This is a genomic window from Pacificibacter marinus, assembly GCF_900109555.1.
Classification (GTDB): Bacteria; Pseudomonadota; Alphaproteobacteria; order Rhodobacterales; family Rhodobacteraceae; genus Celeribacter; species Celeribacter marinus_C.
This window is the reverse complement of sequence record NZ_FNZV01000001.1, coordinates 1-21,378: the sequence shown is the minus strand read 5'-3', so window position 1 is coordinate 21,378 and position 21,378 is coordinate 1. Positions and strand designations below refer to the sequence as shown.

General features: G+C 53.7%; 18 protein-coding genes. 11 read left to right on the top strand and 7 right to left on the bottom strand.

The genetic code is table 11. From position 1 onward, the window contains the following. The first annotated feature begins 125 nt into the window (after positions 1 to 125). From BM025_RS00090 to BM025_RS00080, 3 genes are all read left to right on the top strand, one after another. Positions 126 to 1,013 carry a hypothetical protein gene (locus BM025_RS00090; RefSeq protein WP_085847507.1) on the top strand — a complete coding sequence of 296 codons (888 nt, stop codon included), beginning with the start codon at positions 126 to 128 and terminating at the stop codon, positions 1,011 to 1,013. Next, complete coding sequence (locus BM025_RS00085; protein ID WP_085847508.1) at positions 1,006 to 4,293, top strand: DEAD/DEAH box helicase; 3,288 nt, start codon at positions 1,006 to 1,008, stop codon at positions 4,291 to 4,293. The genes BM025_RS00090 and BM025_RS00085 overlap by 8 nt, the downstream gene beginning before the upstream one ends. Before the next feature lie 209 nt (positions 4,294 to 4,502). Next, positions 4,503 to 4,802 carry a hypothetical protein gene (locus BM025_RS00080; RefSeq protein WP_085847509.1) on the top strand — a complete coding sequence of 100 codons (300 nt, stop codon included), beginning with the start codon at positions 4,503 to 4,505 and terminating at the stop codon, positions 4,800 to 4,802. Positions 4,803 to 5,077: 275 nt separating this feature from the next. On the opposite strand, the gene BM025_RS00075 is transcribed toward BM025_RS00080, so the two are convergent. Continuing rightward, positions 5,078 to 5,284: a ParD-like family protein gene (locus BM025_RS00075; protein WP_085847510.1), complete on the bottom strand. Its 207-nt coding sequence runs from the start codon at positions 5,282 to 5,284 to the stop codon at positions 5,078 to 5,080. A 118-nt stretch (positions 5,285 to 5,402) separates the two neighbouring features. Between BM025_RS00075 and map the strand changes: the two genes are divergently transcribed. From map to BM025_RS00055, 4 genes are all read left to right on the top strand, one after another. Beyond that, positions 5,403 to 6,254, top strand: a complete 852-nt coding sequence (gene map / locus BM025_RS00070) for a type I methionyl aminopeptidase (protein WP_085847511.1) — start codon at positions 5,403 to 5,405, stop codon at positions 6,252 to 6,254. A 103-nt stretch (positions 6,255 to 6,357) separates the two neighbouring features. Next, a complete protein-coding gene (locus BM025_RS00065) occupies positions 6,358 to 6,804 on the top strand; it encodes an RrF2 family transcriptional regulator (protein ID WP_085847512.1) in 447 nt (148 codons plus the stop codon). Next, positions 6,805 to 7,701: an NAD(P)/FAD-dependent oxidoreductase gene (locus BM025_RS00060; protein ID WP_085847513.1), complete on the top strand. Its 897-nt coding sequence runs from the start codon at positions 6,805 to 6,807 to the stop codon at positions 7,699 to 7,701. An 11-nt stretch (positions 7,702 to 7,712) separates the two neighbouring features. After that, on the top strand, positions 7,713 to 8,393 hold the full coding sequence (locus BM025_RS00055) for a class I SAM-dependent methyltransferase (RefSeq protein WP_085847514.1): 681 nt from the start codon (positions 7,713 to 7,715) through the stop codon (positions 8,391 to 8,393). A gap of 382 nt (positions 8,394 to 8,775) precedes the next feature. On the opposite strand, the gene BM025_RS00050 is transcribed toward BM025_RS00055, so the two are convergent. Both BM025_RS00050 and BM025_RS00045 read right to left on the bottom strand, forming a co-directional pair. Further along, complete coding sequence (locus BM025_RS00050; RefSeq protein WP_085847515.1) at positions 8,776 to 9,948, bottom strand: ubiquitin-like protein; 1,173 nt, start codon at positions 9,946 to 9,948, stop codon at positions 8,776 to 8,778. Positions 9,949 to 10,550: 602 nt separating this feature from the next. After that, positions 10,551 to 11,585, bottom strand: coding sequence for an IS110 family RNA-guided transposase (locus BM025_RS00045; RefSeq protein ID WP_085847516.1), 1,035 nt, complete (start codon positions 11,583 to 11,585; stop codon positions 10,551 to 10,553). A 470-nt stretch (positions 11,586 to 12,055) separates the two neighbouring features. On the opposite strand from BM025_RS00045, the gene BM025_RS00040 reads away from it, so the two are divergent. The 4 genes from BM025_RS00040 to BM025_RS19685 all read left to right on the top strand — a co-directional run bounded on the left by BM025_RS00040 (position 12,056) and on the right by BM025_RS19685 (position 18,509). Continuing rightward, a complete protein-coding gene (locus tag BM025_RS00040) occupies positions 12,056 to 15,097 on the top strand; it encodes a GEVED domain-containing protein (protein ID WP_085847517.1) in 3,042 nt (1,013 codons plus the stop codon). A 578-nt stretch (positions 15,098 to 15,675) separates the two neighbouring features. Further along, on the top strand, positions 15,676 to 16,341 hold the full coding sequence (locus BM025_RS00035; protein ID WP_085847518.1) for a potassium channel family protein: 666 nt from the start codon (positions 15,676 to 15,678) through the stop codon (positions 16,339 to 16,341). A gap of 2 nt (positions 16,342 to 16,343) precedes the next feature. After that, positions 16,344 to 17,687 carry a TrkH family potassium uptake protein gene (locus tag BM025_RS00030; protein ID WP_170842073.1) on the top strand — a complete coding sequence of 448 codons (1,344 nt, stop codon included), beginning with the start codon at positions 16,344 to 16,346 and terminating at the stop codon, positions 17,685 to 17,687. 543 nt (positions 17,688 to 18,230) lie between these two features. After that, positions 18,231 to 18,509, top strand: coding sequence for a DUF2798 domain-containing protein (locus BM025_RS19685; protein ID WP_425287519.1), 279 nt, complete (start codon positions 18,231 to 18,233; stop codon positions 18,507 to 18,509). 320 nt (positions 18,510 to 18,829) lie between these two features. Here the strand turns inward: BM025_RS19685 and BM025_RS00020 are convergent, their stop codons facing one another. The 4 genes from BM025_RS00020 to BM025_RS19045 all read right to left on the bottom strand — a co-directional run. Then, positions 18,830 to 19,852: a site-specific integrase gene (locus BM025_RS00020; protein WP_085847520.1), complete on the bottom strand. Its 1,023-nt coding sequence runs from the start codon at positions 19,850 to 19,852 to the stop codon at positions 18,830 to 18,832. After that, complete coding sequence (locus BM025_RS00015; protein WP_085847521.1) at positions 19,849 to 20,055, bottom strand: hypothetical protein; 207 nt, start codon at positions 20,053 to 20,055, stop codon at positions 19,849 to 19,851. Before BM025_RS00015 ends, BM025_RS00020 begins: the two co-directional genes overlap by 4 nt. Positions 20,056 to 20,134: 79 nt before the next feature. Beyond that, entirely contained in the window at positions 20,135 to 21,124 is a 990-nt protein-coding gene (locus BM025_RS00010; RefSeq protein WP_090875114.1) for a DUF2303 family protein, read from the bottom strand. A gap of 53 nt (positions 21,125 to 21,177) precedes the next feature. After that, the coding region (locus BM025_RS19045; RefSeq protein ID WP_170842072.1) for a hypothetical protein at positions 21,178 to 21,378 on the bottom strand (201 nt) is incomplete at its 5' end.

Sequence of the window (21,378 nt, the reverse complement as noted above, 5' to 3'; positions counted from 1 at the left end):
TCTGATTTCGCAAAAGCGGACCGTATCTTATCCTTCTATTACTGAGTGAACACACACTACAGGCTTCCCTCTATAGGTGTGTTCAGACATATATTGTTAGAAAACCAGTTTTGGAGTGCGTATTTTTGCCAGTAGCCCAATCTCAACTCACTTCAATTGAGTGTAACCTAACCGAGTGGTCAATCGATCCGGCCAAGAGAGACCAGCTCGTTACGATTTTGGCATACCTGTATCTACGACAAGAACAAAACGCCGAACGCATTATAGAAACTTTGGAAACGAGGACGCGTTCTTCAACAGAAAGAGTCTTGCCGAACGCTATTACAAAGCTCACGGCCCCAAAGCCCGCCGACGTCGAGTTGTCCCAAAGTGGCGATGAGGATGAACGAAAAAAAGCAACTGACCGCATTAAAGTGTCGATTTGGCACAGGGATGGACATCTCTTTCAATACTTGTCCTGGGTCGTTGCTCGATTAGCTAACCCTAACGACATACTTACGCCGCCACATGTCCGGCAGGCTGATAAAGGCTTTGATGGGTTCATTATTGAATTTGATGACGCACAGAAACGAGTGCAGAAAGTGGTTCTGTGTGAAGATAAGGCGTCACAGGACCCACGTAGGTTGGTGATCAAAAAGGGAGGAGTCTGGGACGAAATCACATCAATATGCGCCGGAGAACGTGAAGATGAGGTATCGTCTGCACTTACAACGCTTTTAAAGGCTGTCCCTGGTCTTTCAGGTGAAGAGCTGGAGGATGCGGTCGATGCGATATTCTGGGAGAAAATTCGGCAGTTCCGTGTGTCGATAGCCACAGGTGAAAATCAACGCGGAACGGCTGACTTTGCCCATCTCCTTGCTGGCTTCGATGAAGTAGCATTGGGGGCACTATCAAGTAGGATTGGCGGGGTTATGCCTTTCGACGATGTTAGAAATGGGCTTCACCAGCTTGCTCAAGAAGTGATTGAGAAGTTGCGAGACATCGGTTCGGCAACGGAGGGTTATGATGTTTGACGAAAGCTCACGACGTTTAATTCGTACAGCGCCAAATCTTCCAGGGCTTGAAGCCGACATGTTGGATGAGGTGCTAACAGAAGCGCACATTGAGCTTGCGACAATACGGGTCGAAATTTTTGGGGAAGACGAGGTTCGGCGGAGCATTCTTCTTGATAAGGTGCGACGTTTGGCGGCCACCTTCGAAGCCTATGTTGCTCTTGATTTGCAGCCAGCACGGACACAAGCGGCAGCATTTGTCGCCGCGAGCGCTCATCAGCTCATTGCCAGAGCAACCAACGGACGAGCAGTTGGGCCAACTTTACTTTCTAGCGATGCGGTTTCTTCCACCATTGCCAGCACATTGCTGTTCTTGATTGCGGACCGAGCGGCTGATGCTGCGGAGGCTGCTTCAAAGCTCATCGCAAAAGGTGAAGATCATGCAATTAGGCGAGCGTTGATAATCTCGATTCGCGAGCTCGCAAAGGGCGAACTCTCGAAGATTTCTGAACGAGCCTTGGAGGGGGAGTCGATTGCAGCGGACGACAGCAGGCAGCACGCAACTAACCTCTTATTCCGTGAATGTGCTCTAGTCGTGCAAGGTCTCGCTGTGGAAGCTCTCGGCAAGTCAGAGATTGTGGAAGACTTGGAACAAAAGTTGGTTCAGGTTATTTCGCTCGCAGAACCACGCGATAATGAACTGCCGGAAGGAATCGCGGGCCTAATGCACGAGCAATATGCTGGGCCACATCATGTTGCCACTCTCTTGTTAAGGTTATTGCCAAGAGTCAGGCAATCCATGCTCATTCGTACACCCGTTCCGGTAGGGGCGAACTCGACCACTTGGAGAGAATGGTTGCTGCCTCAAGCTGAAAAGCGTCCGTTTCTTTGGACCAACCACTTGCACGCGGTCGCGACAGGATACTTAGACCGTGGTTCCTCTATGGTGATGACTACACCTACTGGTTCGGGAAAGACCACGTTGTCAGTCTTGAAAATTGCCGCTGTATTGTGTGCTGATGAGAGTGTTGTTTACCTCGCGCCGACCCATGCACTTGTGGATCAGGTGGAGTATGACCTGTCGGGTGAGGTCGGAGACATCGATCCAGAAAGCGTCGAAGATACTTTGCTGGAAGAAATTGGAGATCGCCTCCCCCAACTCTCCGTGATGACCCCGGAGAGATGTCTTGCATTGCTGAGTTCAGCCCCGGAGCTCTTTGAGAATGTAGGTTTACTGGTTTTTGATGAGTTTCACTTGATCAGTGCAGACGACCCAAAGACGTCTCCTAAAATCAACTCGCGCGCAATCGATGCAATGTTGGCTCTATTGAGTTTCATGAGCTTTCGACGGAATGCGGACTTACTGCTGCTTTCCGCAATGGTCGCAAACGGAGAGGAAATTAAAAATTGGCTTCACTCGACCACCGGGCAGACAGTCCACTGTTTCAATGATCCTTGGAAGCCGACACGTCAGTTACGTTCATGTGTGGTTTACGACGACGCCGAAGTAAGAAGCTCGGCGGCAGAAACTGCAACATTACCCACGAAAAAGGAACAGAATGCGATTCCAGTTCAACCCTTTGGGTTGTTCTCACTGTTGTCAGGCTGGCATCCAGATAGGCCAGAAAAACTCGCAGTGCGTAGACTAACGGCGGCAACTCCAGCCCTGACGCGCAAGCCGAATGGGCGTCACACCTCAAATAGAAACGCCGTTGCGGCACAAGTGGCCGCTGATTACGCGGCGCAAGGCAAGCGGGTAGTCGTTTTTTGCACTGATGCTACGGCATGTGGAAGTATTGCTGATGCGATTAATGAACAGTTGGACATCGCAGACATCACCTTAACCGATGATCAAGAAAGTATGAGAAAGTCGATTCTAAAAGACATTGGCTCTTCAGATGCAGCCTATGAACCTACAGGATTGCGGGCGGGCGTGCATCATGGTGACTTGATGCCTTTGGAGCGAAGGTTGATGGAGACCGTCTTTCGCACAGGTCGACCTACGTCAGGGCCAACGCATGGGTTGGAGGTAATTGCTGCCACTTCAACAATCGCTCAAGGCCTCAATTTGCCGTGCGACGTAGTAGTTCTAGCAGGCACCGATCGAAGCGTTCAAGATGATCCGGGCGGGAACCCAAGAAAAGATCTACTTCCCCATGAGATTTTGAATGCAATGGGCCGTGCTGGCCGTGCTGCATATTCTGCAACGGGGCTCGCTATCGTTGTTCCTGCCAACCCTATCCGAGTCGATACTTCTGCACTTGCCTTCGGGCAGGATCAAAACCCTTTGGATATTGTGTTCTCCGATAACGATGCATGCCAGGACATTATCGACCCAGTAGAACTACTCTTGGATACTATCGAAGCAACAGCGAGTTCTGATCCCAAAGCCCAGGCAATGATACGGCGCCTTTCGTCGGTCACGAACGATGGTCGATCGGGTTTTGATGACATCGCAGGAAGGTCTTTCGGATACTTTGTGCGAAAAGCGCGAGAGGGGACCTCTGCTGATGCATGGCTGCAGTCTCGGCGAATAGCACTCACCGCAGCGACAGAAACTTTACAGGACCCTCCTGTGCTTCCTTGGCAACAAACTCTAGCTGTTCGGAATGGTGTTCCGCCTGAGCTGATCGCTCGTATTGTCAGCCAAATGGGTTCTGCACCAATCGACAAAGCCGAAACCAGCGACTGGGTTTCTTGGCTCCTAGATGTGTGTGTAACATCTTCGGCAGACCTAACGCTGCTCGTACGAGAAACATCGTTAAATACCGTATTTGGTCGCGCTTTCACAAATCAGGCGGACAAGGATGCAGGCTCGCAGATTATATTAGGGGCTTTGAAGTCATTGGTCGAAATGTGGTGTGGCGGCAAGTCGCTAGTTGAGATTCAAACTTGGCTCTTAGCCTTTGTGCGCCAACATGAGCAACCCGTCCTTCAACAAACCTCTGCTCAAAAACACGCGAACCGAGCTCGGCGTTTCTCTATCAGAATACTGCCGGACATCGGCTTTTTGTGCAGCCTTCTGAGCCAAATTGTGAAAGCAATGGAGCTTGAGACAGGGATACCTCCAAGCCCTATTATCGAAATGCTGCAACAGATGGTCAAGGCAGGAGATTTCAATAGGCATCACGCATGGCTCAGAAGGGAGACGAACAACACTTCCCGTGTTGGGTCCTACGAGGAACTCAAAACGATAGAGGATGGGTTTTCTGCGGATGCTAATGCCGATCTTGATACCGTTCACAATGAGGTCAGGGTGGCACTAGCAATAAGGATGTTCTCTTCTATTGATGACCTTTAACCGGACTAACAATGAACGTCTGTTCCGATGAAGCTTCGCCGCAGCGATTGAAGACATTGGCAAGGTCCGCTTAGGGCCGAATGGCGACGCGCCCATTGAAGTAGCACGCGATACAGCAAAGTGGAGAAAGGCTCTGCAGACTGGCATTAGTACATATAGGACCATCGTGTCGAACTGTGCTATAGTTCTACTTAGCGGAGGACGATCAAATGAGCTTTGTTTCAATAACCACTTGGCGAATAATAGGCGAGACCGAAACCCTGCAGCATGTAACGGACCTGATGGTGCAAAAATATTTCCCTGGGTTGCTGGCTTTGGGCGCGGAGCATTCAATGCTGATGGATGCTGAACTAGACCGCTTTGCCATCGTAACGGTTTATCCAAGCCGCGAGGTTCGTGATGACGCCGTCGCTCATATCTCAGCCCTCAGGAGCGAAGGTGCTGAAGAATTTGGGGCGGAGCTGATGGATGCTTATGGCGGCGAGATGTTGGCCTCCTCTGAATCCTAGAGGGCCATGCTCAGATTATACGCTTGGCAGACTTAATCGGTCCAAGCTGTTGGGCCTTCGCTTAATGTCAACTCTGGGGAAGCTGCAATGCGGCGACATATCTCATGACCAAGGTCGGCTCTGGGCCGTTCGCGTCGATCTGCACAACGGGCGGAGAGCCGCCATTCTCTGCAGAGTGTTCCCAGGCGGTTTTGCCGAACGGGCCTGTCGCTCAATTCCGTCAAGCAGACGGCCACTTCACCCAAATTGTTAGTTTGCAAAGAACGCGTCAGGTTTCAGGCTGCTTCGATCTGCGGCACCTGCACACCGGCGTTCTTGAGCTGCCGCGCCATAATTTCCATAAAAGGCAAGGTTGGGTTCGCTTCGGCAAGCATACCGACCTTCATCCAGAATTCGGCCTGTGCATTGATTGAGCGGCACATGACCGAACTGGCCTTGCGTAGTTCTTCATGCAGATCGTCCCCGATTTTTACGATGCCCATCGACCAGTCTCCTAATTTAAAATATACGATTCATATATGATTCGTATACACGGACAATTAGCAGTCGGTCAACATGGCGTTGATCGCCACAGCGTAGGATATGTAGAGAGAATGGACGATGGTTAGTTATATTGACGTGCCTGCCACATCAAAGGCGCAGGACGCCCGCAGAACCGAAAGCATCAAGATCTATGGACCAAGCGCCTTTAAAGGTATGCGCCGCGCAGGCGCTTTGACCGCCCAATGCCTTGACGGTGTGTGCGATCTTATTCGCGACGGCACCGCTTTGGCGCAGATCAATACCTTCGTCCTCGATTTCGCCGCCGCCCATAATGCAAGGCCTGCAACGCTTGGTTACAACGGCTATCAATATGCCTGTTGCACATCGGTAAACCACGTTGTCTGCCACGGTTTTCCAACCGAGAAAAAGCTGCGCGACGGCGATATCGTGAATGTCGACGTGACGCTGATCCATGATGGGTGGCATGGCGATTCCAGTCGCATGTATGTGGTGGGAAAGCCGAAACGCGCGGCTGAGCGTCTGATTCAGGTCGCCCATGAGGCGATGATGCAGGGCATCAATGCGGTGCGGCCAGGGACGCGGTTGGGTGATATCGGTCACGCCATCCAGAACTACGCCCATTCTCAACGCTGCTCTGTGGTGCGCGAGTTTTGCGGGCACGGCATCGGTCAGGTTTTTCACGATTCCCCCGATGTGTTGAACTTTGGGAAAGAGGGCACTGGCCCTGAGCTGCGCGAGGGTATGATTTTTACTGTTGAGCCGATGATCAATCTGGGGCGCGCGGAAGTGAAAGTACTGGCGGACGACTGGACGGCCGTGACGCGGGACAAATCTCTTTCGGCACAATTCGAGCATTCGATTGGTGTGACCTCCGATGGCTTCGAGATTTTCACACTTTCGCCGGCGGGCCTCCACGCGCCAAGAGTTGAAATTCTGACCGCTCCGTAGCGGACTTTGCCAAAAGGCAGATGTGCGCCCATATTTACCCACCCACGTTCGGCAATAAGGGCACTGCTTGACAAAATGCCCGAATCATAACTATTGAAGTTACATGAAACGTGATAGTCGCCTCTCCTCTGTACTACATGCGCTCCTCCATATGGCTGAGCGCGATGGCCCCATGACATCCGACGACCTTGCAAAGTGCCTTGCCACAAACCCTGTCGTTGTTCGGCGGACGATGGGGTTCCTGCGGGATGCGGGTATTGTCACCTCGGATCGGGGCCATGCGGGTGGCTGGCGCATCACGGCTGACCTGTCTGTGGTTACGCTTCGCCACCTGCATGATGCCTTGGGGGAACCCGCGTTATTCGCCGTTGGCAACCGCAACGAAGCACCCGACTGTCTTGTCGAACAGGCTGTCAATGCAGCGCTAGACCAAAGTTTTGCCGAGGCTGAGGCCCTGCTGTTGGCGCGTTTTGGAGAAATTACCCTTGCCGACCTCGCAGCGGATTTTGCGGTGCGATACGCGGCACGGCTTAAACAGAAAGACCTTTAAATGATCCATGATGTCATCGTCATCGGGGGAAGCTATGCTGGCATGGCAGCTTCCCTCCAGCTTCTGCGTGCCCGCCGCTCAGTGCTGGTCATCGACGCCGGACAGCGGCGCAACCGCACGGCCAGTCATTCTCATGGGTTTCTGGGGCAGGACGGCGTAGACCCTGCCGTCATCGCCCATGATGCCCGCTGCCAGTTGGAGGCCTATCCGACCCTGACTTGGGTCGAAGGCAAGGCCGCCTCTGTCACCGGAGAACGTGACACGTTTGTCGTGGAAGCCGTGGGCAATCAAACCTACCGCAGTCGCCGTATCCTGTTTGCGACTGGGGTAACCGACCACCTGCCAGAGATCGACGGGCTGGCGGAACGGTGGGGGAAGTCCGTCTTTCATTGCCCCTATTGCCATGGCTACGAGCTTGATCAGGGCCGCATCGGCGTTATCGCGTCCGGCCCGATGTCAACGCATCAGGCCGAGCTGTTGGCGGAGTGGGGCACGGTCACGTTTTTCACCAACGGTGTCCTGCCGCTTGCCCCCGCTGCCCAGCAGGCTCTGGAGCAGAAAGGCGTTACTATCGAAGACACCGCCATCCGCGCTCTGACGGGGGAGGTCGGCGTGCAACTGGCTGATGGCCGGACGCTGTCATTTGCGGGGCTCTTTGTTGCGCCGACGGTCACGCCCTCGACCACTTTGCCAGCCAAACTGGGTTGCACAATTGCAGAGGGACCGATGGGTCAGATGATCGCTGTGGACGGGGCGAAAGAAACCACGGTGCGCGGCGTATACGCCTGCGGTGACGTCGCCCAAATGCCGCATTCATTGTCTTTTGCCGTTGGTGACGGCGCCATGGCTGGCCTGCAACTTCATCGCTCACTGGTTTGGCCAGACATGCATGGATAAAGGAGAGAGGCATGAGCAATCACACATTCACGCGGGATGCCCCCGGATACGCAGCAAGGACTGCACGTCTTGTTCCCGGCCTGCAAGATATGTATCGCATGGCTGGAATTTTGCTGGCCGAACAGGTGCCTGCCTCAGGTCGCGTGATGGTATTGGGCGCTGGTGGTGGCCTTGAGCTAAAAGCCTTCACAGATATGCAACCCGATTGGCATTTTGACGGCATCGACCCCTCTGCCGAGATGATCGATCAAGCCCACCTGACGCTGGGCGGTCAGGCTGGCCGCGTGTCATTCACCCAAGGCTATATCGATGATGCGCCGATTGGCCCCTTCGATGGCGCAACCTGCTTGCTGACTCTACACTTCCTGCCGCGCGAAGAGCGCTTGCGCACGTTGCAAGAGATCGCGCGGCGCTTGCGCCCAGGCGCACCGCTGATCGTGATGCATCATAGCGCGCCGGAGGGCGCCGAACGAGACGTCTGGCTACGTCGGAACGCTGCATTGATGATGTCCCATGGGATACCCTCCGAACAAGCACAAAAGAGCATCGAAACATTCAAAAAGCGCCTGCCGATCCTGACGCCGCGAGAAGACACGACCTTATTAGAAGAGGCTGGGCTCACGGATATTCAGCTGTTCTATGCCGCGTTCACATTTAAGGGGTGGATCGGCTATCGGCATTCATCGGCATGAATGTCCGTAAACGGCGGTGGACTCTTGTAGGCCGACACGTCGGGCGGGAACCGGACCTTAGCTATGACGCAGGATTCCCAACTATAAACAGTCAAAGCGGCCCCTCCCGAGGCACTTAAGATTGGCTTGGACTTCTTTCGTCGAGCCAGAGTTTACTGATGAATAATTTGCAATCAGCGCGGCGACAGGTTGAATGAATGCCAAAGTGTGGAAGTTGGTAATTTGCACGCGGTCACGTCACTGGCGGCCCACTGATGCTCAACCAGAAATTTGATGCGAATGAGCCGAAAGACATATTTTCGAACAGTAGCCCTCCTGCCGCTGTAACGAATATGTCGCGACTGCTGTCACGGCGATTGCGCGCACAGCAATTGGCTGCATCCTAGAAGTTAAAACTGTAGTTAGCTCGAAGACCCAAATCGTAAGTTTCCGAAGACACCTTACCGCCATCAAGATCAATACTGAGATAACCTTCGCCGACAGGGCCGCTCACACCGAAGCCAAGGCGAGGAGCGGCAAAGTCCTCGGTTCCCGTTGATGTCGACTTTGAGCGACCATAGTCAACTGCGGCGCTCATATAAGATGTCATGCCCGTGAAGCCTAAGGCGCTGGTCACCTCGAACCTTGCACCCAATGACGCTTTATATTCATAGATGTCATTTGCGGCAACCGCTCCACCGCCTCCTATGTAGGACGGTTGGCTTTCGCTATATCCACTGACAGATGTAAAAGGACGGATGTTCAATGTGCCTATTGTGTGATCGCCGCTCAGTGCAAGTGAGGCAGAAATGCGATCAGATTTTAAGGTGGCACCATCAAGCTTGTACTCAGGCCGTGCGTAGCTGAAGTAGCCATCCAGTATTAAGTCCCCAGCGAACTTGGTAGCAAAGTACGCACCAACGGCAGGAGAGTTCGCGCCAACGCTGCCAGTTGCGTCGCTGATGTCGACGTGGCCATAGCCAAGCATTAAGCCGGCCAAGAAATTGTTGGAAAACAACTTATCCGCACCGAAAACCACATCCGCAGAATAGCCATCGTAGCCACCGCTGTAATGTCGGCCCTCTGCCAAGAACCAGACGTTCAACTCAGGCCTCTCCAACGAATTGTTCGACAGGTTTTGGGTCGAAAAAAACAGCTGGCTCCGGGACACGATATTGCTAGAGCTTTCGCCTAAACGGCTTCGGGAGTTATTACTTGTACCGGTTTGCATTGCTCGCGTCTGGCCGTTGGCGCTAATGGCGGCAACGGGGCCGGCATCGACAGCTCCACTCTGTACATAGAATAGATCAAGCGTGGATTCCTTCCCAATGTTGTAATCGGAAAGCGTCCGACCGACTTGAAGTTGCGTACCGGCAAAAATCAAGCGTTGCTGTTCCGGTGGAATGCCCTGTTTCTCTTGAACTTTGGATTTGACATTTTCGACTGTATCATTGGCTTCGACGTCGAGAGTAATGGTCTGCTCCGTAGGCATTTTGACAAAAATCTGCATCGCAATCACTGGTGTTGCGGAACTTGCCAGAGCGAAAATGAACGCCGATATTAGTAGATGCCGCATGCTTATAAACTCTTTTTGCCAAGTGCTTAGTGGGAATTCCGCAAGAGCAAGCAAGATGATCGCCCTTCGAATTGGAATAACCTAGGGAGACAGCTTTCGTTTGCTGTAAGCAACTGGTTTGCTCGCTCACGTGACCTCAGTGGATAGCACTGTTGCTTAGAAGCCGCACAAACGAATGTCGGTCATTGTTGGGCAGCGCAGAGGTGCGCTTTTCCACATACAGGGGCTTCAAGCCCACAAGATGTTGCAACCGCAAGAAAGGCCGTAAAACGAAAGCTGCGCCGCAGTATCAAACCAATTGTTAAACGTCGGCTTCTCTAATTGGGTGTTTAGGTCAAGCTCTTTTTCCTTGTCATTTTAGGTCTTTGTCACTCATCCGGGTCACGCTTCTCTTCGCAGTCTTGTTGATGCCGTGATGGCACCGCTGCACGCATATGTCGGATAGGCAGTGGAGAGCCTTGCTTTGGGGCGCGCTTCACGTTGCGCAGCAGACATTTTCGGCTTCTTCTATTACCAGACAGGGCATGTTTACATGCCCGAGAGGGCACGAACCTCGTCCGGTGAGGGACGACCCCGTTAGGATTGGGTGGTTGCGTTTTAGATCATGCCTTGCCTCCCACCGGATCCTGACGGAATTCAGTGCCATCAACCCACATCCTGTGGAGCAAGACGGCGAGTTTGCGTGCAACTGCAACAACTGCACGGCGTCGTCCTTTGGTGCGCATCAGTCGCATGCCCCAAGATTTGATCTGGGACCCGGCCATCGTTCGCATCAGAAATGCGTTGGCAGCGGCATACAAAGTTGCACGGACATCTCGGTCACCTGCCTTTGATATACGACCGGGATTGTCGTGCTCACCCGACTGATATCGTCGCGGCGTCAGCCCAAAATGCGCACCTACAGTCCGTGATCGTTTGAAGCGCGTCGGATCGTCTACAGCTGCTTTGAAGGTCAGCGATGCGATCGGCCCGACGCCTGGAACGGTCATCAACCGCATGCAAACTTCGTCATGGCTGGCTGCGCGTTTGACGCGCCGATCCAGTTCCAGAAAGTGCTGATACAAAACCACGCGTGCATCCAATAGTGGCACCAAGGCATGCGCCAAAACATCATCCATCTCAATCAGCGGACGGACGACACCATCAAAACTGCCATACTTGACGGTCATGGGCAGACGAATGCCGAAGATCTTCAGCAGTCCACGCACTTCGTTTGCCAAATCCATCGTTTTCTTCAGCAACGCCTTGCGTGTGCTGAGCAAGGCACGCACACCATGTGCCTTTCGGCTCTTCATATGTACTGGACTGAACCAGCCCGTCCGTAGCACTTGGGCAATCCCACGGGCATCATTCTTGTTTGTTTTGTTCCGCATTGCTGACAGCGCCGCATTGACCTGTCGCGCCTCCATGCAGGCCACATCGAAGCCTTCTGTTGTCAAACCGAAGTATAGGTGCTGGCTCAGAGTACCTGCTTCAAAGCCGACCCGTTCAATCGGATGTGCAAACTCAGCAAGGCAATTAGTGATATCGCTGATCTCGCATGGTAGCTCTCGTTCAAGAAGCACCTTCCCCTTGCCATCCACAATGCAAAGCGCACAGGATCGAAGCGATACGTCTATTCCGGCAAAATATTCCATCTTCTTTCTCCCTTGTTCACAGTCATCCCGTGATCTTATCGGGAGCTCGACCTCAGAACAGAGGGTAGCCCAATTACGCATGCTTCGGGCCGTTCACGTCGATCTGCACAAGGGCGGTTTCTGGACCTTCGCTACATGTGAAACAAGCCTTGTCCTTTTCGAAAGCCGAGTGAAAACCTGCTACGTTCTAATGTTGTCTGATTTAATCTCGGTTGGCCTTCATGAGCCACTATCCTTAAGAGATCGAAGTCATACCAATGAGCAGGGACCGATTAGATTTTCCGTGATAATTAGATCTTGGCAGGATCGGCAAAGAACTCGTTTATTTCGCTGGTCGCACGATAAACGAGGCACCCAGTTCATAATTTTGCAACCGAATACGAAGTAAAAATTTTTATGATTACCCAACCTATAATTGCGCTGTTGTACCAAACAGCCATGGTTTCGACCGAAGCGGGGCTTGAGCTCAAATGAATCTCTCAATTTCACGTTGTTGCTCTGCTCAAAGTTTGCTGCGTCATTACATGGTGGTTCGAACGAAGGTGGTCGTTTTTTTGTTGGCGATTTTCTCACTATCGGCTGCTAATTTGGCACAGGCCCAAGACTCTTGCGGAGCTGCCTGCGTGTTCGCAGGCCCCCGAATGGCCAGCGTTGAATCCAGCGAGGCAGAGCTTCTTGGCCCCATCCTTTCGGGATTGCTTGGGACCGATGTCAGCCTGAGCGTTCTGGATTGGAATGCGATGGCCGGTGCCAACATTGATCTTTTAGGACTTCTTGGTGAAAATGGGCAGGATGTCACGGTTTCTGATCCGGGGCAGATCGCCAATGTTGACCTGACCCTTCTGGACCTCGTTCAAGCCTCAGCCGCTGTTGCAGAGGCTGATGGTGACACCGCGCTGGTGAACGCCTTGAATGCGCTGAGCGTGCCGATAGCCGAGCTGAATCAGACCATCAATCTGGCTGACCTAATCACGATCGGCTTGCCCCAAGGGGCCTTGGCGACGCTGGAGTTGAATGCGCTGGATCTGATCGGTGGGGCGATCCAGCTTTACAACTATGAAAACGTTGTGACCACGACACAGCCCATCGCACTGAATAACGCCATTCTACAACAATTTGGCATTGGCGGAGCAGAGATACTGCTGCAGGTTGTCGAGCCGCCCCATTTCGAATGCGGGGGTGCTGGAACGCAGTTCCATACCTCGACCGTGCGGGCCAAGCTTTCCGTAGATCTGGCCGATATCGGGTTGGATACCGCTGTGTTGGATGGCGCTCTCGGGGCCCTTCTTGGGGGGCTGATAGCGACGGATGTCACCTTGGGGGACGTGGATCTCTATTTTGAATTCGGCCGCGTGGACGGCACGATCCTTTCGGCCGACCCCGTGACGGAGACGGCCAGCGTCATTCTTGCGCCCAGTGCAATCGACCTGTTTCTGGGCGGTATCGACGACGCCATATTCTTCAATCGAAATCGGCCGATCGCGCAGTCAGATGTCGAATTTGCGACCATTGCACAACTCGACGTCTCCTTGTTTGGTGGTCTGGTTCAAGAAAACGCGGGCATCCGGGTGAAATCCTTTGCGCAGAGCGCGCCTCAAATAAGCGAGACGTTGTTCTTCTCGCCACCCTATCCGCAAAGGCAGTCAACCGGGGATGGCGCATCATCGTTCAGTGATCTCATCGGAACCCTTGCGGAAAACCTCGACGTGGACGTGGAAGACAGCCTGGGAAACCTGGTTGGTCCGCTGATCGACACGACGATCGAACCTTTGGTGGGTGACCTGGTCGGCGGTCTGTTGGTGGATGCAATCTCTCCGAGCCTGGACCTTACCGTTGATCCTCTCCTCGGTTTTTTCGGCGTCGGTATCGGAGAGGCGGAGGCGTCGATTTCGGGGGTGACGTCGATCTGCACCGACTACGCTGATTGCCCGATTTCAGGTCGCGCACCCGATGGCACCGCAACAGCGAATTACGGCAGCCCTTACCATCTGATCTATGAGACGTTGTTCATGGGCTCTGCCGTGCCAGATATGGAGTCAGGGCCGCAGGCAAACCCGACGGCGACTGGGGATGACGAAAGCGGGATCGACGACGAAGATGGCGTTGTTCTGCCACCCTTGCCAGTCGGCACGACCCAGACCATCGAGGTCAGCGTGAGCGAAACAGGGGGAGAGGCCGGATATTTGCAGGCCTGGATCGATTGGAACGGGGACGGCACGTTCGGGGCGGGCGAACAAATCGCAAGTGATATGACGTCAAGCGGGGCTGGGGTGATTTCGCTTTCGGTGGCTGTCCCCCTCAACGCTCGGCCGGGGGCCAGCTTCGCGCGGTTCCGCTGGTCCACGCAACCCGGCCTGGACCCCATCGAAAACGCTCCGGACGGAGAGGTCGAGGACCACGCCGTCGCCCTGTCTGGGCCACCCCGCCCAAGGCTTTCGGGCCAGGTCATTGCCGACACGGGCACCGGGAACGGCAGCGCCCATGACGGTGCGCTCAACGGTGGCGAGGCGGGCTTGGCAGCGGTATCGGTCAGGATCGAGACACCTGACGGGCAGACCATTGCCGTGACTTCTACGGATGACCTCGGCAATTGGTCAGTAGATCTTCCACCTGGTTTCGAGGGGCCTGCCTTGGCAAGGGTGGTGGTGCCGGACGGCATGCTGGCGATATCCAAAAGCATTTCAGGCTCTCCCGCGATCGTATCATCCCCGCCAAATGATGGGGGGGGGATACTGCTGGACCTTGCAGCCGATAGCATCGTGAGCAACCTTGCCTTCGGCCTGGTTCCCGTGCCGCGGCTTTCCGAAAATTCTGTCGCCTATGCGCAATCGGGGCAGATCGCCCTTCTGTTTCACGATTACGTTGCAGGCAGCAAGGGCAGCGTCGCGTTTTCCGTCGAAGACTTGAGCCTTCCATCAGAGGGCGCAGCCAGTGTTGCATTGTTTCATGACGAGGATTGCGACGGCACCCTCGGAGCCGTGATTTCCGCGCCCTTTGCCGTGGAAGTCGGCGACCGTATCTGCATCCTGTCCCGCGTTGCCACGGGCTCTGGATTGCCTGACGGTGCCGCCATCACATATCGGCTTACTGCAATAACCGCGTTTGATGATGTCAGTGTTACGTTGCAGGCTGACAATACCGACCGCGTGACCATAGGCAGTGGCGGCGGCATCATCGTCGAGAAAACTGTCGAAAACCTGACCCGGATGACCGGCGAATCTCATTCCAACAGCGGGGGGCCTGCCGATATTCTTCTGTACAGGATCCGCATCACGAATACCGGGATTGATTCCGTGCGTGGAGTCCATATCCACGACCACACGCCACCCTACACGAGCCTTGATGGCGGAATTACACAAACGCTCACAATCGGCAGCGGGACCGAATGCACCCTCGCGCTTCCTGATATAGTGACGCCTGGTTATGTGGGTGGTATAAGATGGGAATGCGATGGCGAGGTCTTGCCAGGATCAGCCGCGACGTTTGAATTCAGGACCCGTATTGATAAGTAGGAGCTGCTGAGTTTTGGTTAGCTGCCCCCCGCGGGAAGCACTGTTTTCAGCTGTCCATAGGTCAAGGTGCTTTGACGGTAGTGATTAAAAAGAAGTTGCAGATCTATTTCGAAAAATAATTTGGGATATGTCTGTACAGTCTGGTAGTATTTTCAATCACTTGAATTCAAGTGGTTTGACACGATGATGGTAGGACATGATGCCATTTCAGTTTGCTCATCATAGAAGGGCTGTTTGATGGTTCTACTCCGCAGCGTAGGCATTTGTTCAACGTCCGCTTCGGGCCGTTCGTGTTGATCCACACTTCGGGCGGAAACCGGACCTTAGCTACACCTGTACTCATCTTACTGCAGATCGGTGAAAGCGGTCATTCAAGACCGCGAAAGCCTAACCAACCATGCTGCACCAACCATCAAGGTCAGCTATGCGCAGAAAGCGGAGTTTGCAAAGTTTGGCAGTTGCGCCAAAGCCGCCATTCGGCAAAGATGCAGCTAACGACGGCTTCGAGCCTATATTGACAACGTGCTGCGTTGCGGCGATTTTCGCCCAATTGTCATTCAATATCGTGAGTCGAACACATGAAGACCTCTACCAACCGTACTTTTGGTGTTTTAGGGCTGGGAAATTTCGGCAGTACCGTCGCAAAAGAACTGCAGAGATTTGGCAATCATGTCATCGGCGCCGATATTTCCGAAGCGAACGTTATGGGGCTTGCCGATACACTGTCACAAACCATGATCGTCGATGCGCGCGATGATGTCGCGTTGCGAGAAGCGGGCTTTGGCGACTGTGATGTGGTCGTCATTGCGATCGGTGATGATCTAGAGGCCAGCATCCTTGCGGCGATCAACCTGAAACTCGTTGGCGTTCCGATCGTGTGGGCCAAAGCTGCGACCAAGACGCACCACCGGATTTTGAGCAAACTCGGCGTGGACAGGATCATCCACCCAGAAGTGGAAGTCGGCCAGCATATCGCGCAGGTTTTGCACAACCCTTTGGTGCGGGACTATGTCTCCTTGGGGAATGGCTACCACGTTGTGAATTTCCGTATCCCACAAAGCCTTGAAGGTAAAAGTCTCAAAGACCTGCCCCATGGCGAGAAGTTCAATCTGCGGTGCATTGGCGTCATGCGCGGCACTGAATTTGTCGGGCAAGATGCGACAGGATGCCAATTGGCGCGGGATGACTTGCTGCTGTTGCTGGGGCAACGCAAGGACCTACGCAACTTCGCAGCCAGCCTTTAGCCATGACAGTCTGGACCTTGAATTTGGTGAAACGTTTCACCAAAGTGCAGCTGCCACCGCCAGCGGTGCTTGTCATTTTTTACATTGCATTCATTATCATAGGGGCAATCCTGCTGAGGCTGCCAATCTCGCACTATGGTGACATCGGACTGGGGGATGCGCTGTTCACATCCACCTCTGCTGTGACGGTGACAGGTCTTGTGCTTGCCGATACGGGCGCCGTCTTTACGGGCTTCGGACAGGCGGTCATAGCCACGCTAATCCAATTGGGCGGATTGGGGTTGATGACTTTTGCTGTGTTGCTGCTCGGGGCGCTAGGTATTCCCGTCGGCATGCCGCAACGGCTGATCCTGCGCGAAGACCTGAACCAGACATCACTGTCTAATCTCACCTATCTTGCACGCATTATTTTTGTTGTTGCTCTTATGTGTGAAGCCTGCGGTGCCGCGTTGCTGGCCTTTGTCTTTGTTCCAGAGTTCGGCTGGGCTGGCATATGGCAGGCGATTTTTCATTCGGTGTCGGCCTTCAATAACGCGGGCTTTGCGCTGCACGCCGACAGTCTGTCGCAATGGGTGGGCAACCCGATCATCAACATCGTGATCCCGGCGCTGTTCATTTTGGGGGGGCTCGGATTCATCGTCATGGGCGATATTTATCAAAAACGTCAGTGGCGCACACTCACACTGCATTCCAAACTGATGCTGCTCGGGACCGCCGTTTTGATTGTCTGGGGCAGCGTCATGTTCGGCCTGCTGGAATGGTCGAATCCAGAGACCTTGGGGCAGTTGAGCACCTCCGACAAGCTCTGGGCGAGCTGGTTTCAGGGGGTCACACCGCGCACCGCTGGGTTCAATACGATCCACACCGGCGGCATGCATGACAGCGCGACGATGCTGACGATGACGCTGATGCTAGTGGGCGGTGGCAGCACCTCGACCGCGGGGGGGATCAAAGTCACAACCCTTTGTGTTTTGTTGCTGGCCACGACCGCGTTTTTCAGACGCCGCACGACGCTGAACGCATTTGGCCGCTCTTTGGGGGTGAATGAGGTGATGAAGGTGCTCGCCCTCACCACCATTTCCATGCTTTTGGTCCTGACGGGCATTTTTGTCGCCTCGATCCATCACGATGGTGAATTCATTGATCTCGCGTTTGAAGTCACATCCGCATTCGGGACCGTCGGCCTGTCGCGTGGCACAACGGCAGAGCTTGATGGTATTGGCAGGTCAATCATTATGGTGATGATGTTCATCGGCCGTGTCGGCCCGCTGACCATCGGGTTCTTCCTCGCGTCGCGCAGTGTTCCGAGGGTGAAATACCCAGCGGGGCAAGTCTATCTTGGGTAACCATCATGCTATGTTGGACAAACGCCAACTTTGCTGGATAGGCCACAGGATCGAAGGGCAGATTCGTCCGCACTTCCGTCGCTGGAACACATCGCCATGAACGTCGGCTTTGTCAATTCATCCCTGAAGCGCCACAGCCGTTTTGGGTTGACAGCAGTCATCCGGTGTGATCACTCACAGGCCGGTGGAAGGGCATTTTGCGCAAAACCCACGCGCAGCATTGCTGCAAGTCCGCTTGGAGCCCATAGTTCCGAAATGCTGCAACGTCGCGGATGTCAGCTTTCGTCGACGTAGTCAAAAGCCTTCAACAACCACTTGGGTTTTGAGCTGCGTTAAAAGGGGCCGCTTTTGCTTGTTTCACAAACGAGCGTTTTTGGAAGGTTTGCAGTAAGCAATCCTTTTCCATCATTGACATTTTATGTGTGACACGTATTTGAACGAGGTCGAAAAAATTTCAGACTGGTCCGGTTATTCCAGTCCTCGGTCATACGAGATTTAGTCGTGCTCGAAAGCACGAACCCGCGGCACCAACCTTGCAACAGGATGGTGCCCTTTTTCGCACAATGCGCGTCAAGGCATCTTCCACCATGGAAAGAACCAACGATGGACAAGAAAACGCTAATCCTCACTCAAGTTATCATGACCTTTATGATGGCGGTCACCATGTCTGGCATAATGTCACTAATCGCCCTTGGCCCAACCGCACTTTGGCTCTCAGAGTGGCCCAAAGCAGCTCTTATCGCATGGCCCTTTGCCTTTGTGCTTGGAGCAATAGCCTTCCCGGTAGCCTCGCGGATGGCAAATCTTATAATAAGGCGCTGAGCGGTGAAGGTCATCGACTAAATCAGGCGCAATAACGAAGCGGGGCCTGTCCTCGCTTCGTTATTTCACGTCCTCCAAAAACCACCATATAGAACGGTTCGCCGAACCGGGCATTGGGGAACTTGCGGGGAACGGCAGTATAGTCCCGCACAGCCGACCTTGGGCTGTCAAATTTGCTGTGTCAGGTGTCGAACGGCAGCTTTAGGAAAGCTGCAACGCAGCGTTTGGTTCTTCGGGCAACGGCGGCTCTGGGCCGTTCACTGCGTGTATCAATGGCAGCGAACTGCGCTAGAAGATGCGCGGCCCTGTAGTGGTTAAATTTAACGGACAGTCTTGTTCCGTTCTCTGCGTTGTTGCGCACGTTTAGATGACGTTTCTTGGTCGGCTTGAGCACGGTATTTTTGAACCATTGTCAGAGTTTTGTGCCCCGTTACCGCTTGGATTTCGCTGTCGGAGCATCCGGCCTCAGCAAGTAGTTTGGCTGCTGTGTAGCGCCAGCCATGAGGCACAAGGCGATCTTTACCACCCATGATTCCGATGGCGTCCCGCACGTCTTCCACTGATTTTTGAATTTGGCGCTTACCAATGGGCTGCGTGAGGTTTTTTGCGAAGATGTGGCGCCCTTTTCGGGGGAGTGATCCAAGATATTGTTGCAGGCGTTCTGGGCAATACACGCGTAGCTTGGCCTTCGTCTTATCCTGGATAACATTCATGAATTCGCCGTCAAAATCATCCCAAGCCATTTTCGCACAATCACCGATGCGTTGACCTGTGCCGATTGCCACCTCAAATGCCGTGAGCGCTGTTGTTAGATCGTGGGTCAAACAGTAGCGCTCAAAAGCAAGGAGCTTTACGTCTGGCCATGCTTCATACGAGCCGCCGGATAATTTTGAGATGTCCACGACGGGATTTCTGTCAATCCATTCAAGATCAACGGCATGTTTACAGAGAATGGATAGGACCGCGATTCTCTCGTTGGCTTTTGACCAAGTCTCTTGCAAAGCATCACGGGCAGCAATTGCGTGCTTACGCCGAAAGCGCCTCACGTCTTTTATGCCGTTTTTCTCTCTAATGACTTCGCAATGTCGGCGATAGTTGGCTTTGGTTCCATCGCTTAACTTGTTGAATTCGGGGCTTTTGTAATAGCTCACCACAAGTGCGCCCCACGTTGTTTTGATGGACGAAGTTTTTTTGCCACTGCGAATTTCCCAATACGCACGACTGAATTCTTCTGTGTCTGGATTGTCGGGTAGGCGATGGCGAACTTTTCCACGGCGAAAATAGATGTAGGTCACGCCCTTACGCTCAATAATATTCAAGTATGGTAGGTTTGTTTTTTTCACGTCTCAAACTCATCATCTTCCATCGCAGCGCCAGTCATGATGGCGTTCAACTGCGCCACACTCCACCTTTGCACGCCAGATGCTATTCCAATGGGCCTTGGCAGGGCCCCTTTGTTGACGAGATCAAGGAACACTGATGTCGGCATGTCCAACAGCCTTGCTGCATTTTTTTCTGCCACGGCGATTGGTAAAGCTTGCCCCATGTCGATCCCTTTTCATTTCGATTTATAGACGGTCATGCCGCATAGGATGAGGCCGCAGAGCACGGCCTACACCAATGCGTCACGCTTCCGGCGTGCCTTTAAAGAGCGGCAGGTCGGTGTGCGCGACGGCGAGGTCGAGGGATTCATCGAAGGACGCCTCGAACGCTTTCTCGGGGTTGTAGATCGACAGGATGAACTTCACCTGACCGCCGGACTTGCGGTAGCGAAAGCGCACGGGCATGCGGTAAAGCGGGCCGTTCAAAAACACCGGGATGGCAATAATGATCAGGTTTGGCAGGTTCAGCGGCTGACCGTTGAGGCCTTTGTGCTCATTGATGAACTTCATTTCCGCTTCGCCAGTGTCGCGGTTGGTGGTCAGTTTGAGGTCGCTGGTTTCATTGATGAGGAACTGTTTGGACATTTGCAGCAGCTGCGTGAGCTGGCCGTATCGGCCCTCAATCTTGCAGGCCGTTTCAATCAGGCGGTTTTCCCAATCGTCGTTTTTATCGTCTTGTACGCCGGCAATGATCGCGGGCGTTGGGTCCATGATGTTCTTGGCCTGCGTCTCAATAAACTCGCCCATGTCGTCTTTTTCGAGCGGCGTGTCAGACACCGCCATCCATGCTTTCCAATCCTCAGACAGTGGAAAATCATAGATCCCACGATGATGACCGTGACGCGCGCTCGGGTCGCCGAGTGGGTTTGTCGGGTCTGCAGGGCCTTCATCGTGATAATCGGCAATGCAGGTCAAAGACGGATTTTCCATGACGGGATTGGCAAACAAGACTGAGCTGTCGCCCTTAAAACGGTTGGCCCAAGCCACAAGGCTTTCCAAGTCTTTGAGGCGCGCCGTGCCTTTGCGCTGGGTTGGTTTTAGGTGCTGCGCTGCGGACAAATACTTTTGCGTTAAATCCTCGACCTTACGCTTGTCCGGCACCGTGATCAGAAACGGCTTTGTCAGATCCATGCCATCTGGCGGGGCGATGGCTTCATGTTTGCCAAGCTCCAGCATTGTATCGCGCATGGTTTGGGCAGGATTGTCGTTGGTGAGAGGGGTGAGATTAAGCATGGCTTGCCTTTCTGTGGGGGTAAAATGTCTAAACGCGATCAGTCCGAGTGCGTTCAGTCTATGTCGCGGATTTCGCCTGTTTCAGGATCGTGATCAGAGATGTCGCGCAGCGGGGTGTTCATCCGCGCCATCATCGGGCTGTAGAGTGTGAGCTCGCCGGCATCGTTGATGTAGGCGCCCGCAGAGCTCGGTGGTTTTTTGGGCGGCGCAAAAGTAACCGTCGCGCCCATGCCAACATCGCCAGCGTTGCCGAC

Coding starts and splice junctions, on each gene's coding strand:
- BM025_RS00050 (WP_085847515.1), bottom strand. CDS start 9,948: ATGCGGCATCTACTAATATCGGCGTTCATTTTCGCTCTGGCAAGTTCC.
- BM025_RS00015 (WP_085847521.1), bottom strand. CDS start 20,055: ATGGGGCAAGCTTTACCAATCGCCGTGGCAGAAAAAAATGCAGCAAGG.
- BM025_RS00010 (WP_090875114.1), bottom strand. CDS start 21,124: ATGCTTAATCTCACCCCTCTCACCAACGACAATCCTGCCCAAACCATG.
- map (WP_085847511.1), top strand. CDS start 5,403: ATGGTTAGTTATATTGACGTGCCTGCCACATCAAAGGCGCAGGACGCC.
- BM025_RS00045 (WP_085847516.1), bottom strand. CDS start 11,585: ATGGAATATTTTGCCGGAATAGACGTATCGCTTCGATCCTGTGCGCTT.
- BM025_RS19685 (WP_425287519.1), top strand. CDS start 18,231: ATGGTGCCCTTTTTCGCACAATGCGCGTCAAGGCATCTTCCACCATGG.
- BM025_RS00080 (WP_085847509.1), top strand. CDS start 4,503: ATGAGCTTTGTTTCAATAACCACTTGGCGAATAATAGGCGAGACCGAA.
- BM025_RS00030 (WP_170842073.1), top strand. CDS start 16,344: ATGACAGTCTGGACCTTGAATTTGGTGAAACGTTTCACCAAAGTGCAG.
- BM025_RS00065 (WP_085847512.1), top strand. CDS start 6,358: ATGAAACGTGATAGTCGCCTCTCCTCTGTACTACATGCGCTCCTCCAT.
- BM025_RS00075 (WP_085847510.1), bottom strand. CDS start 5,284: ATGGGCATCGTAAAAATCGGGGACGATCTGCATGAAGAACTACGCAAG.
- BM025_RS00040 (WP_085847517.1), top strand. CDS start 12,056: ATGAATCTCTCAATTTCACGTTGTTGCTCTGCTCAAAGTTTGCTGCGT.
- BM025_RS00060 (WP_085847513.1), top strand. CDS start 6,805: ATGATCCATGATGTCATCGTCATCGGGGGAAGCTATGCTGGCATGGCA.
- BM025_RS00055 (WP_085847514.1), top strand. CDS start 7,713: ATGAGCAATCACACATTCACGCGGGATGCCCCCGGATACGCAGCAAGG.
- BM025_RS00085 (WP_085847508.1), top strand. CDS start 1,006: ATGTTTGACGAAAGCTCACGACGTTTAATTCGTACAGCGCCAAATCTT.
- BM025_RS00035 (WP_085847518.1), top strand. CDS start 15,676: ATGAAGACCTCTACCAACCGTACTTTTGGTGTTTTAGGGCTGGGAAAT.